This window comes from Burkholderia sp. AU30280 (assembly GCF_020420125.1).
Classification (GTDB): domain Bacteria; phylum Pseudomonadota; class Gammaproteobacteria; order Burkholderiales; family Burkholderiaceae; genus Burkholderia.
In genome coordinates, this window is record NZ_JAIZRY010000022.1 from 17035 (window position 1) to 30063 (window position 13029).

Here is a 13029-nt window from a genome sequence, read left to right on the forward strand (position 1 = left end):
TTGCACACGAGCGCGGGGAAACCCGCGCGCCAACACGGGCTGCCGAGCGCAACGCCTCGTTATTGATCCGTAATGCGAAAGAAATGCATCAGACAGCCATTCAGGCGGGTTGCCCCGCATGCGGCTGCGTGAGCTTGCCGTCGCCATACTCGCGCAGCACTTTCGAAATCACGACGCGATAGCCGTCCAGCCAGCGCGCCTGCTTCGTCTTTGCCTCGAGATGCGCCGGGTGCTGCATCAGCTGCTGCAGCGCGGCCTCCGACTCCCAGTAGTAGACGTTCTGGATCAGCCCCGATTCGGCGCTCTCCCACGTCTCCTCGCCGAGATAGCCGGGCGTCGTGCGCGCCATGTCGGCAATCTGCCGGTCGAGCCGGTGGAATTCGTCGTCGTATTGCCCGGCACGGAAAATGAAAGTCGACGCGTACATGCCCGCTCCATCGAAAGCGATTGAAAGAGGGCCGATTGTAAGACAAATGCGGCGTGCCGAGATCGTCACGCGGCGAGCGTGTCGAGGTCGGGCCGGCCGGTGAGCCACGCGTCGATGCGCGGTGCGTCTTCACGCATGCCGGCCGCGGGCGCCGGCAGCGCGGCCAGCGCCTGTCGTGCGCGTTCAAGCGCCTGTGCGAAGCCGCGCAACTCACGCGTCGCGGGACGGTCGTCGGCCAGCCGGCGCGCGAGTGCTGCTTCAATGTTCATACCGATCAACGCGAGTTGCGCATCGATGAATGCCATGCACAGCGCGTGGCAATGCGCGGACACCGATGCAACGGCCAACAAGACCGGCGCGATCGACACGGTCAGGTAGCCGCCCGGCGCAAGCCGCGACAGTGCATGCCGCACGTCCTGCCCGCCATCGGTCAACGATGCGACCACCGCATCTCGCCACACCACGCGCTCGAACACGAGCGCTTCGCGATACGCGTCGAGCGCCGCACGATCCGCGACCTCCCCGGCTGTCACCAGCGGAATCGGAAATGAAGATTCAACGGACGATTGCGTGCGCGCCGTTTCGACGATGCAGTTCGCGCCGAGCCACGCCGCATCGTCGCGCCGCGCGGCCAGCACGCGGGGCTGCAAGCGGTCCGGCAGCATCGGATCGAGCGGCACCGCGCGGCAGATCGACGGCTTGTCCGCATGCACGCTGCAGCGTCCGTCGCCGGCCAGCGCCGCGCAACGGCCAAGCGACGGATAGTCGTAGCCCTGCAGCGTCAGCGCGATCCATTCGGCGCCCCCGCCGCCGGTGCGATGAAACAGCCGCGCCGCCAGCGCATCGGAAGCCGCAACGTCGTCCGCATCGAGCGCGTGCTCGCGGCCGCCCGCACGCCAGCGCTCGCCGATTCGCCGCTTCGGCACGCGACGGATCGCCAGCGCACCGACGAAGCGATGCCGATGCCGGAACAGTTCGCGCAACGACAGCGCCGGTGCGCTGTTGCAGCAGCGTCCGCATGCGTTGCATGCGAGCAGATAGGTCTCTACCACGGCCGCCGCACCGAATCCTGGTAGCGCGTGAGAATGAAGCGCGCGACGTCGTCCGAGTGATACGCGGCGACGAGTTGCGTCACCCACGGCTTCGTGCGATCGGCCTCGCGCACCGTCAGCACGTTCGCATACGGCGAGCGCGCATCCTCGAGGCTGATGCTGTCGCGCGCGGGTTGCAGCCCGGCGCGCGCGGCATCGTCGCTGTCGATCGCAACGAACGCGGCCGTGTCGAGCGCCGCGTAAAGGCGATCGCGCCGCAGTGCGACGAGCTTCAGCCCGAGCCGGTTGCCGGTCACGTCGCGCAGTGTCGCGTGCAGGCCGGCCCGCTCGCGCAGCGTCACCAGCGTGTCGTTCTGCAGCAGCACGAGCGCGCGCGCCATCCCGCGCGGATCGGCGGGAATCGCGACCGTCGCACCAGGCCGCAGTTCGTTCAGGTTCTTCAGCCTGCGCGAATAGAGCGCCATCGGCAGCGTGACGGTCGGCGCGATTTCGGTCAGCGCGTAGCGTTTCCGCGCGCGTGTCGCGGCAAGCTGTTGCGCATCCTCGAAGCTGGCCGCGTCGATCCGGCCATCGGCCAGCGCCGCGTCGATGCGCGATGCATCGTCGAATTCGACGACGTCAACGCCGAATCCTCGCGACGCGGCGACCCGCTTCACTTCATCCATGATCTGCGCATGCACACCGCGTGTCACGCCGACGCGCACGGCCGGCGCAGCCGATTCGGCAGCAACGGTCAAACCCGAGTGAACGACAGCGCACGCAACCATCAGCCACGCGCCCGCGCAGACCATGACGCGCTTCATGACGCATCCCTCAGTATCGTGCGAAACCCGATATGCGACGCGCCGAGATCGGCTTCCTGCTGTTCGCGCGACGACGCACGATAACGCACGCAGTAGTCGCGCGAACACAGGAACGAGCCGCCCTTGATGACCATCGGCGTATCGTGCCGGCGCGTCGGCGGCGCGACGGCCGCCGTGTCGCCGTTCCTGTGCGACTGGTGCGGGCCCGTGTACGCGTCCTTGGTCCATTCCCATGCGTTGCCGATCATGTCGTAGAGCCGGAACCCGTTCGCCGCGTAGCAGCCGACGGGCGCGAGCCCCGCATGGCCGTCCTCGGCCGTGTCGAGCACCGGGAACACGCCCTGCCAGTAGTTCGCGGCCGGCTTGCCCTGCGCATCGCGCGGCGCCGCGTCGAGCGATGCGTCGTCGCGGCCGGCCTTGCCCGCGTATTCCCATTCGGCCTCGGTCGGCAGGTCGCGGCCGAGCCAGCGCGCATACGCGAGCGCATCGCGCTGCGTGACGAGCGTGACGGGCAGGTTGCCGAGGCCGTCGACGCCGCTGCCCGGCCCGCGCGGATGACGCCACGATGCCCCCTTCACCCACGACCACCACGCCAGGTCGCGCGCGTTCATCTCGTCGCGGGTCGGCACATGAAACACGGCCGCCCCATCCTGCTGCTCGGCCTCGGTCACGTAACCGGTCGCCTGCACGAACGCGGCGAACTGCGCAATCGTCACGTCGGTCTGGTCGATCCAGAATCCGCCGACACGCGCGCGACCGTCGCCAACCGGGCGCTCGTCCGCGTAGCCGCGCGTGCTGCCGAACACGAACGCGCCGCCGCGCAGGTGCACCATCCCGGCCTTCGGGTCGTCACGCCACCCTGCCGGCAGCCCCGAATAGCGCGCGCATTGGCGCTCCGAGCCGAGCGGGGCGAGCGCGCGGCCGCGATTCGCGTCGTCGAATGCGTCACCCGCCGGTGCGACGGGATTGGCATAGCCGGCCGCGAACGCGGCGGCGAACAGCGTGGCGGCAAGCGCCGCGCCGATCGTCCAGAACCGGAACCGCATCGTGTCGCCCCGGTTCAGTAGTAGCCGCGCGGACGCAGCGGTTCGACCCCGCCGACGTTGCTCATGTAGGTCTTCCATTGGTCGACGAGCGTGCTGATCACCGACGGATTCTGCGCGGACACGTCGGTCGTCTCGCCGCGATCCGACGCGAGGTCGTACAGCTGCCAGTGACCGTCGAGCGGCCCGAGCGGCGGCTCGGTCCACAATGCCTTCCAGCGACCGTCGGCGCTGCGCAGGTAGGCACGGCCGTATGCTTCGTCGCCGAACGGCGCGGTATGCACCTCGCCCGTCGCCGTGCCCGTCAGCACCGGCAGCAGCGACTGGCCGGTGACCGGATACACGTAGCGGTTGTTGTAGATCACCTTGCCCTTGTTCTGATCGACGCCCGTCAGCGTGTTGACGAGCGGTGGCGCCGGCTGCGACGGCGGCGTGACGCCCGCGACCGCGAGGAACGTCGCCGTGTTGTCGGTCACGTGCGTGAATGCGCGCAGCGTCGGCAGCTGCTGCGTCTGGCCCGGCAGGTGCACGATCGTCGGCGTCGACACACCGCCTTCGGCCGAATACCCCTTCGTGAGCCGGAACGGCGACGCACTCACCTCGGCCCAGCGCAGCCCGTATTGCAGGCGCTGCGCGTTCTGCTTGCCGTTGTCGGTGCCGAGCGTCGCGTAAATCGGCGCCTGCCCGTTCGCGGTGTCGGTCGCCGTCGGGTCCGCGCCGGAATCGATCGGCCAGCCTTCCGCGCCGTTGTCCGACTGGAACATGATGAACGTGTTGTCGTATTCGCCGATGTCCTTCAGGTGCTGGATCAGGAGGCCGATGTTGTAGTCGAGGTTCTCGACCATCCCTGCGTAGATCTCCATGTAGCGCGCCTGCGCGCGGCGCTCGGCCGGCGACAGGCTCGACCACAGCTTGTCGACATTGCCGGGGCCGTAGTCGCTGTAGCCGTCCGCGGCCGAATGCACCGCGCTGATGTATTTCGCGGCAGGCGTGCCGTTGTTCGCGGTCGCGGGCGACGCGGCCGTCGTTTCAGGCAAGCCGTCGAACGGCTTGAAATCGGCGGGGATCAGGCCGAGCGCCTTCTGCCGCGCGATCCGCGCGTTGCGGATCGCGTCGTAGCCGGCGTCATACACGCCGGCATACTTGTGCAGCCACGGATCGGGCACCTGCAGCGGCCAGTGCGGCGACGTGTAGGCCGCGTACGCGAAGAACGGCTTGCCGTCGCGCCGGTTCGAATCGATGTACGAGATCAGCTTCTGCGTATAGAAATCGGTCGAATAGAACACGGCCGGACTGCCGCCCGCGCCGCCCGGCTGACCGGGCTGGCCAGGCTGCACGTAGCGGCCGTCTTCCGTGTAGTTCGACGAGCCGGCCGGCTCGTGCGCGAAGTGGTTCGTCGCCGCGCCGCCGAGCAGCACGTAGCTGCGCTCGAAGCCCCACTGGTCGGGCGTCTGTCCGCTGCCCGTCGCGCTGCCGACGATCCCCGAGCCGATATGCCACTTGCCCGCGATGTACGTGTGGTAGCCGGCATCCTTCAATAGTTGTGCGAACGACAATGCCCGGTCGTTCAGGTAGCCCTCGTAGCCGGGCAGCCCGCGCCGTTCGTCGGTCGGCACGCCCATCGTGCCTTCGCCGACGAGATGGTGGTCGGTGCCGGACACCAGCATCGCGCGCGTGATCGCGCAGACGGTGCCGGTGTGATGGTTCGACAGGATGCGGCCCGACGCGACGAGCGCGTCGAGGTTCGGCGTGTTGATCTCGCCGCCGAATGCATGGATGTCGGAATAGCCGAGATCGTCGGCCATGATGTACAGGATGTTCGGGCGTTTCGCGGCCAGCGGCGGCGTGGTGTTCGTCTGTGGCGACGGCGTCTCGCTGTCGACGCCGCCGCACGATGCGAGCGACAGCGCGCCGGCAATCGCGGCGCAGACGACACGGAAACGAAAGGCATGCAACGGCGACGCGGACTTTTTCATTGTTCTGAACGCTCGATCTACGGGAGCGGCGATCTTAGCGTCGTGCGCGCGGCGCCCAAAGTCCGATTCGTCACATGCTAACGGGATGGCGGAATATGCGCGCAAGCAGAATGCCCGCTATCAGCGCGCGCACATGGGCGCGCCCCCCCGCCCCCGATACGCGCCGAAACTGGCCGCTGCCGGGCCCCCGCGTCTACGGCGTCCGACGCTTCAGCTTCGGCGTCAACTCCGCCCGCCGAGACTGCCGCCGCCATCCACGGCCAGCACCTGCCCCGTGACGAAAGCGGCTTCGTCCGACAGGAAGAACGCGACCGCGGCCGCCACATCGCCGGACGTGCCGAGCCGGCGCGCGGGGATCGTCGCGAGCACCTTGCGTTCGGCTTCGCTGCCGACGGGCCGCGTCTGCCGGAACAGTGCCGTCTCGATCGGCCCCGGCGCAACCGCGTTGACGGTCACGCCATGTTCGGCCAGTTCGAGCGCCCACGTGCGTGTGCAGCCGACGAGCGCACTCTTCGCGGCCGAATACGCGGTGCGATCGAGGCTACCGAAAATCGCGCGGCTGCAGACGTTGACGATGCGCCCGTAGCCGCGCGCCTTCATCGCATCCGCAAAGTGCTGCGTAACCTGGATCGCGGCCCGCACGTTGAGATCGAACACGGTCTGCAGCGACTGGAAATCAATCTGTCCAAGCGGTTGCGGCAACGCGATGCCCGCGTTGTTCACGATGCCGTCGACGTCGTGCTGTTCACTGACGCGTGCAAGGGTGGCCGCCGTCTGTTCGATGTCGGCGAGATCGCACGCGCGCAATTCGCCGGGGAAATCGATGTCCTGTGTGTGACGCGCGAGACCGATGACGCGATGGCCTCGCTGTGCGAGCAACGCGCTGACCGCAAGGCCGATGCCGCGCGATGCGCCGGTGACGAGATACGTGCGAGATGACATGAGTGCTCCCGAAGTTCATTCGCATGAATGGCGTGGAAGGATGTTTCCGGGGCGGAGGCCCGGAACCTGCGCTTTCATCGGACGATTCTACGTGCGTAACGGGACGTTACGTCGAGTCGTTACGCGCGAACCCGTAGCAACACGTTACGTTTTCTCCGCGTCAGCTTCGCCGGGGATTTCCAAATCATGATTTTCCTGAAATATCGTCTGATTTAATTGTAATGCTCCATTTATAAAGGAAAGCTTGTTAATGAATATCGAACTCGCAAACGTTTTGCGTGACGAAAATATGCAACCAGAAAATTAGACGAATAACGACTTAAAAAAGTATGCCGTTTAAAAAATTGGCAGGCATGCCTCTTGCTGCCTCCCCCCACCATGTGCCGCGTTCGACCAGGAACAAATAACCCGAAAATCGGGCGGCGCCCTATTTCGCAAAAGTGATTCCGGGGTCGGGGAAATGGTATCGAACGCAAGCAGGCGATGGGCCTGGGGTGCCGCGAACGCGATGTCGATCACGCAAACGGGCGGCACGGCCAACGCCAACGTGACGCAGTTCGCCGAAGGCGACGACGCAGAGCGGCACCGAAACCGCCAACGTGAACTCGTCGTTCGGCGGCGGCAACGTGACGACGATTTCGCAATCGGGCGGCGTGAACGGCAACAACGCAACGGTGAACCGGCTCGCGGCGGCCGGCAACACGACGTCGATCACGCAGACCACGGCCGGCAACAACGCAACGGTCAATCAGTGGTTCGAGTTCGGCGACAACGCGACGATCACGCAGCAGTATGGCTTCGGCAACGGCGCGTCCATCACGCAAACGGCCGCGTTCAACACGGCGTCGATCACGCAAAGCAGCTCGGCCGGTTCGACGGCATCGATCACGAAGGGTTCGGCGGACAACCAGGCGTATGTGACGCAGCTGGCAGCATCGGGCTCGACGGCGACGGTGAACCAGTCGGGCGACACCGGCAACTACGCCAATGCGTCGCAGACGGGCGCGGATGACGTGATGAGCCTCTCGCAGGCCGGCGGCTTCAACCTCATCAACGCATCGCAGGTATCGGGCACGGGTAACCAGGGCTACGTGACGCAGATCGGCTACAACAACAACGCCACGCTGGTACAGCAAGGCAACGCGAACTACGCGAGCATCAGCCAGAACGGCCTCTACAACACCGCATCGATCAAGCAGCACCGAGCGCCGCCGGTGTAACGAAAAGGCCGGACGGTGGCCCGTTCGACCTTTTTTTCATTCGACAGGGGACGATCATGGTTGGCATTCACGATCTCGACGCCTATTTCGACATCGCCGCCAGCGCCGGCGGCGTGAACATCGTGCCGCACGTGCGGTCGGCCGCGCCGGTCGACGTGTCGTACAGCCTGCGCATCGTCAGGACCGGCGAAGCAGGATCGGCCACGCTGACGCGCTCCGGCGAGTCGCGGCTCGCCGGCGGCGAGGACCGGCCGCTCGCGACGCTGAGGCTGAGCGTCGGCTCGGACGACATCTGCAACGCGACGCTGGTGCTGCACGTCAACGGCGAGCACGCGGAGTATTCGGTGGACTGCAATCCGCATCGGGCGTCGAATTGAACCCGTGCGACGCCCCGGCGTCGGCACGCCAAGGGACACGCGATCGCTCGGTTCAGTAGCGCATCACGAGAAACAGGCGCGCGGCCACGCGAGCGCGCCGACCGTCTCGCCGAGCGCAACGGATGCGGGGAACGGCGCGGCGACCGCAAGGCCAACCGCGTACCGCGCGAAGTTCGCGGTGACAGGATGCACGTCGGTGCCGAAGCGCGTTTCCCGAAGCGGGCTGCCGGGATCCTCGGCGTGAGACGATCATGCGCCGCGTCGGCCGATCATGCTTCGTGGAAATGCCGCCCCCCTCAATCGTCCGACGCCAGCACGCGCGGTATCTCGTCGACGAGCGCATCGATGACGACCCGCACCTTCGACGGCACCTGGCGCGACGCCGGCCGCACCGCGAACACTTCGGTACCCGACACGCTGTTGCTGTCCATCACGAGCGCGAGGCGGCCGTCGCGCAGGTAAGGCGCCATCAGCCAGCACGGCAGCCACGCGAGGCCCGCGCCGGCGGCGGCCGCATCCGCGATCGCCTGCAGGTCGTCGAGGCGCAGGCGGCCGGCCGGGCGATGGTCGTGCACTGCGCCGTCCGCACCGACGACCCGCCACGGCGTCGGTTGCCCGCCGCGCGAATACGCGATGCCGACGTGCGACGCGAGCTCGTCGTGCCCCACCGGACGGCCATGGCGTTCGAGATAGGCAGGCGACGCGCAGATGCCCATGCGCTGCACGCCGAGCTTCCGGCCGACGAGCGCGCTCGTATCGGCCAGTTCGCCGATACGCACCGCGATGTCGAAGCCGTCGTTGACCAGATCGGCCACGCGATCGCTGAACGACACGTCGATTTCGAGCCGTGGATGGCGCTCCACGAGGCGCCGCATGACGGGCGCCACGCATTGCCGCCCGAACAGCACGGGCACGCTGACGCGCAACCGCCCCGCCGGCTCGCGCTGCCCCGCGTCGAGCGCGGCCTCGGTCTCGCCGAGTTCGGCCAGCAGCCGCCGGCACTGCTCGTAATAGACGAGCCCTTCGTCCGTCAGGCCGAGCTGGCGTGTCGTGCGCTGCAGGAGCCGGGTGCCGAGACGGCGCTCGAGCCGCGCAACGACCTTCGCGACGGCCGAGCGCGTGACGCCGAGCCGCAGCGCGGCCGCCGCGAAGCTGCCCGACTCCACCACGTCGACAAATTCGGCCACGCCTCTCAGCCGCTCGTCCATGCCATTCCGCTCCGGTTGGGTCACATGATTGGTTCCGCACAGGCGACACGCATCAGCCGAATTCTCGCCAATGCGTCCCTGTGCGCAACACTATGATAGTCCGCTCTATCTCGAAATATCGAAAAGGAGTCGACATGCACGCATGGCAAGTGAAACCGGGCGACGGCGTGGCCGGGCTTCGGCGCATCGACGCGACACGCCGCGCGGTCGGGCCGACCGACGTCGTCGTGAAGATCCACTCCGCCGGACTGAACTACCGCGACCTGATGTTCGCGCGCGGCGACTATCTCGGCATCGGCACGGACGCGCTGATTCCGGTTGCCGACGGCGCCGGCGAAGTCATCGAAACCGGCCGCGACGTCACGCGCTTCAAGCCGGGCGATCGCGTGATCAACACGTACTTCCCGCACTGGACCGACGGGCCGCCCACACCGCTGAAAGTCTCCGGGTCGCCCGGCGCGCAATTCGACGGCGTGCTGGCCGAACACTTCGTGTCCGACGAAGCCGCGCTGGTCGCGATTCCCGCCCATCTGAACTACGACGAGGCGGCGACGCTGTCGTGCGCGGGCATCACTGCGTGGAACGCGCTGTTCGCCGACGGCGGCTTGAGGCCCGGCGCGACCGTCGTGCTGCTCGGCACGGGCGGCGTGTCGATCGTCGCGCTGCAGCTCGCGCATGCGGCGGGCCTGCGCACGATCGTCACGTCGTCGAGCGATGCGAAGCTCGAACGCGCGCGCGCACTCGGTGCCAACGCAACCATCAACTATCGTGCGACGCCCGAATGGCAGGACGAAGTCCTGCGGCTCACCGGCGGCGCGGGCGCGGATCTGGTCGTCGAAGTCGGCGGCAAGGATACGCTGCCGCGCTCGGTCGCCGCGACGAAGATGGGCGGCATCGTGTCGGTGATCGGCGGCCTCAGCAGCTTCGCCGGCCCCGAACTCGGGCTGCTGTCGCTGATCGGCGGGATCCGGCAGTTGCACGGGATCATGGTCGGCAGCCGCGCGATGCTCGATGACGTCGTGCGGCTCGTCGACGCGAAGCAGATCAAGCCGGTGGTCGATCGCGTGTTCGGCTTCGACGAAGCGCCGCAGGCCTATGCGTACCTGCAGTCGGGGCAACACTTCGGGAAGGTCGTGATTCGCGTCGCGCAGTAAGCGCATCGAGGCGACGGGCCGTTCGGCCCGCCGCCTCTTCCATCTTCGCCCGTCAGCGCTTGCGACGGATCCCCGCGTGCACCGTCAACTGCTTCGAGGTCGGCGACAGATCAGCCGCGCCGAAGCGAAGTTCGCATCGGCGCCGGCAAATCCCGAACCCGCGATCGCGCCACCCGACATCGCATCCGGGTTGTCCGCATTCAGCAAGGCCGCACCGACGAGCAGCCCGCCCTGCTCGTACTGCGCGCCGACACTCCACTGCCCGTTGTTCGCGAAGCCCGTGTCGTTGCTGACGCTGTACGTGCCGCCGAACGATTCGCCCGGTCTGCACGCCCGCCGCACGGCGGGCCGTGTCGCAACAGCGGGAGCGACGCGCTTTGCACGACGGCGCGAATGCATTTCCGAATCCGTTATTGGATCGCGGCGCCGCGCATTTTTATACTCGTCAGCACTCTCTGTTAAAGAGTGCCAGCCAATTTCGACAGATCAGCACAGGACGAAAAAATGAGCCTACGCCCCTTGCACGACCGCGTGATCGTGAAGCGACTCGACCAGGAAACCACCACCGCGTCGGGCATCGTGATCCCCGACAGCGCCGCGGAGAAGCCCGATCAGGGTGAAGTGATCGCCGTCGGCCCCGGCCGCAAGGATGCGGACGGCCAGCGCATCGTGCCCGACCTGCAGGTCGGCGAGCGCGTGCTGTTCGGCAAGTACGCGGGTCAGGCCGTCAAGCTGGACGGCACCGAGTTTCTCGTGCTGCGCGAGGAAGACATCGTCGCGGTCGTCAATCACTAACGGAGCGCAATCATGGCAGCGAAGGAAATCATTTTCAGCGACGTCGCACGGGCCAGGCTGACGGAGGGCGTGAACATTCTCGCCAACGCGGTGAAGGTCACGCTCGGGCCGAAGGGCCGCAATGTCGTGCTCGAACGCAGCTTCGGCGCCCCCGTCGTCACGAAGGACGGCGTGTCGGTCGCGAAGGAAATCGAACTCGCGGACAAGCTGCAGAACATCGGCGCCCAGCTCGTGAAGGAAGTCGCCTCGCGCACCAGCGACGCAGCCGGCGACGGCACCACGACGGCCACCGTGCTCGCCCAGGCGATCGTCCGCGAAGGCCAGAAATACGTCGCGGCCGGGCTCAATCCGCTCGACCTGAAGCGCGGCATCGACAAGGCCGTCGCGGCGGCCGTCGACGAGCTGAAGAAGATCAGCCGGCCGACCACCACGAGCAAGGAAATCGCACAGGTCGCGACGATCTCCGCGAACGGCGAGGAATCGATCGGCCAGCGCATCGCGGAAGCGATCGACCGCGTCGGCAAGGAAGGCGTGATCACCGTCGAGGACGGCAAGTCGCTCGCGGATGAACTCGATGTGGTCGAGGGGCTGCAGTTCGATCGCGGCTACCTGTCGCCGTACTTCATCAACAATCCCGACAAGCAGATCGCCGAGATCGAAAGCCCGTACATCCTGCTGCACGACAAGAAGATCTCGAACATCCGCGACCTCCTGCCGGTACTCGAACAGGTCGCGAAGTCGGGCCGTCCGCTGCTGATCATCGCGGAGGATGTCGAAGGCGAAGCGCTCGCGACGCTGGTCGTGAACAACATCCGCGGGATCCTGAAGACGGTGGCCGTGAAGGCGCCGGGCTTCGGCGACCGCCGCAAGGCGCTGCTCGAGGACATCGCGATCCTCACGGGCGGGCAGGTCATCGCCGAGGAAACGGGCCTCACGCTCGAGAAAGCGACGCTGGCCGAACTCGGCCAGGCGAAGCGCATCGAGGTCGGCAAGGAAAACACGACCGTGATCGACGGCGCGGGCGATGCGAAGAACATCGAAGCGCGCGTGAAGCAGATCCGCGTGCAGATCGACGAAGCCACGTCGGACTACGACCGTGAAAAGCTGCAGGAACGCGTCGCGAAGCTCGCCGGCGGCGTGGCGGTGATCAAGGTCGGGGGCGCCACCGAGATCGAAGTGAAGGAAAAGAAGGACCGTGTCGACGACGCGCTGCACGCGACGCGCGCGGCGGTCGAGGAAGGTATCGTGCCGGGCGGCGGCGTCGCGCTGATCCGCGTGCGGCAGGCGATTCGCGAGTTGCAGGGCGTGAACGCCGACCAGAACGCGGGCATCAAGATCGTGCTGCGCGCGCTCGAGGAGCCGCTGCGCCAGATCGTCACGAACGCGGGCGAGGAAGCGAGCGTCGTCGTCGCGAAGGTGGCCGAAGGCTCGGGAAACTTCGGCTACAACGCGCAGACCGGCGAATACGGCGATCTCGTCGAATCGGGCGTGCTCGATCCGACCAAGGTCACGCGTACGGCGCTGCAGAACGCGGCGTCGGTCGCGGGGCTGTTGCTGACGACCGATGCGACCGTGTTCGAAGCGCCGAAGGACGCGGCGCCGGCGGCGGCGCCAGGCGGCCCGGGTGCGGGCGGGCCGGGGTTCGATTTCTGACGGTGCGGCGCGTGTGCCGGTTCGCCGGCATGCGCGCGTTCTCATGGACTCCCGCGGCGCGTGGCGATCAAGGTCGCCACGCGTTTTTTTAAAATCCCGGTCTGCCGTTGCATCCATCCCGCGTCGACCACCCTCACCCCCTTGCTTCCACTCGCCGGCGTCCTCTTGATGAGCATCGCCAGCCCGGGCCAGCGCATCGTCAACTTCTGGCAGCGCACGTCACACGCGGCGCCATCCCGCATCGCCCCCGAAACCTTTACGACCTTTTTACTTGCGCCCGCGCATGCGTTCACTAGAATGTGTTCGCAACCCATCCCTCACCGAGCACGCACATGCGCATCCGAAGTCCTCGCCCTCCGAGTTGCTTTTCTGCCTGACA

13 protein-coding genes and 1 pseudogene are annotated in these 13029 nt (G+C 67.0%); 5 read left to right on the forward strand and 9 right to left on the reverse strand.

Annotated features, from left to right (window positions below; all coding sequences use genetic code 11):
• Nucleotides 1-100: 100 nt before the first annotated feature.
• From LGN17_RS34390 to LGN17_RS34415, 6 genes are all read right to left on the reverse strand, one after another.
• Nucleotides 101-427 (reverse strand): antibiotic biosynthesis monooxygenase family protein, encoded by a 327-nt coding sequence (locus tag LGN17_RS34390; RefSeq protein WP_175954362.1) that lies wholly within the window; start codon nt 425-427, stop codon nt 101-103.
• A 65-nt stretch (nt 428-492) separates the two neighbouring features.
• Nucleotides 493-1479 carry a YkgJ family cysteine cluster protein gene (locus tag LGN17_RS34395; protein ID WP_226201277.1) on the reverse strand — a complete coding sequence of 329 codons (987 nt, stop codon included), beginning with the start codon at nt 1477-1479 and terminating at the stop codon, nt 493-495.
• Nucleotides 1473-2282, reverse strand: a complete 810-nt coding sequence (locus LGN17_RS34400) for a MetQ/NlpA family lipoprotein (protein WP_226201278.1) — start codon at nt 2280-2282, stop codon at nt 1473-1475. Before LGN17_RS34400 ends, LGN17_RS34395 begins: the two co-directional genes overlap by 7 nt.
• Entirely contained in the window at nt 2279-3328 is a 1050-nt protein-coding gene (locus tag LGN17_RS34405) for a formylglycine-generating enzyme family protein (protein WP_226201279.1), read from the reverse strand. The genes LGN17_RS34400 and LGN17_RS34405 overlap by 4 nt, the downstream gene beginning before the upstream one ends.
• Before the next feature lie 14 nt (nt 3329-3342).
• A complete protein-coding gene (locus LGN17_RS34410; RefSeq protein ID WP_226201280.1) occupies nt 3343-5301 on the reverse strand; it encodes an arylsulfatase in 1959 nt (652 codons plus the stop codon).
• Between the two features lie 222 nt (nt 5302-5523).
• Entirely contained in the window at nt 5524-6243 is a 720-nt protein-coding gene (locus tag LGN17_RS34415; protein WP_226201281.1) for an SDR family oxidoreductase, read from the reverse strand.
• Nucleotides 6244-6842: 599 nt separating this feature from the next.
• Here LGN17_RS34415 and LGN17_RS36795 point away from each other — a divergent pair.
• Nucleotides 6843-7463, forward strand: a complete 621-nt coding sequence (locus tag LGN17_RS36795; RefSeq protein ID WP_226201282.1) for a hypothetical protein — start codon at nt 6843-6845, stop codon at nt 7461-7463.
• A gap of 56 nt (nt 7464-7519) precedes the next feature.
• The gene (gene csgH / locus LGN17_RS34425; protein ID WP_226201283.1) at nt 7520-7840 is read left to right on the forward strand and encodes a curli-like amyloid fiber formation chaperone CsgH; all 321 of its coding nucleotides are present in this window, start codon (nt 7520-7522) and stop codon (nt 7838-7840) included.
• A 63-nt stretch (nt 7841-7903) separates the two neighbouring features.
• Here the strand turns inward: csgH and LGN17_RS36935 are convergent, their stop codons facing one another.
• Both LGN17_RS36935 and LGN17_RS34430 read right to left on the reverse strand, forming a co-directional pair.
• The gene (locus LGN17_RS36935) at nt 7904-8032 is read right to left on the reverse strand and encodes a hypothetical protein (RefSeq protein WP_264166164.1); all 129 of its coding nucleotides are present in this window, start codon (nt 8030-8032) and stop codon (nt 7904-7906) included.
• Between the two features lie 104 nt (nt 8033-8136).
• Nucleotides 8137-9048 (reverse strand): LysR family transcriptional regulator, encoded by a 912-nt coding sequence (locus tag LGN17_RS34430; RefSeq protein WP_226201284.1) that lies wholly within the window; start codon nt 9046-9048, stop codon nt 8137-8139.
• 134 nt (nt 9049-9182) lie between these two features.
• Between LGN17_RS34430 and LGN17_RS34435 the strand changes: the two genes are divergently transcribed.
• A complete protein-coding gene (locus tag LGN17_RS34435; RefSeq protein WP_226201285.1) occupies nt 9183-10202 on the forward strand; it encodes a zinc-dependent alcohol dehydrogenase family protein in 1020 nt (339 codons plus the stop codon).
• A 111-nt stretch (nt 10203-10313) separates the two neighbouring features.
• Here LGN17_RS34435 and LGN17_RS34440 read toward each other — a convergent pair.
• Nucleotides 10314-10523, reverse strand: a pseudogene (locus LGN17_RS34440) (porin); the annotation flags it as partial.
• Between the two features lie 183 nt (nt 10524-10706).
• Between LGN17_RS34440 and groES the strand changes: the two are divergent.
• Both groES and groL read left to right on the forward strand, forming a co-directional pair.
• The gene (gene groES / locus LGN17_RS34445; RefSeq protein WP_175954388.1) at nt 10707-10997 is read left to right on the forward strand and encodes a co-chaperone GroES; all 291 of its coding nucleotides are present in this window, start codon (nt 10707-10709) and stop codon (nt 10995-10997) included.
• 12 nt (nt 10998-11009) lie between these two features.
• Entirely contained in the window at nt 11010-12650 is a 1641-nt protein-coding gene (gene groL, locus LGN17_RS34450; protein WP_226201286.1) for a chaperonin GroEL, read from the forward strand.
• Nucleotides 12651-13029: the final 379 nt, after the last annotated feature.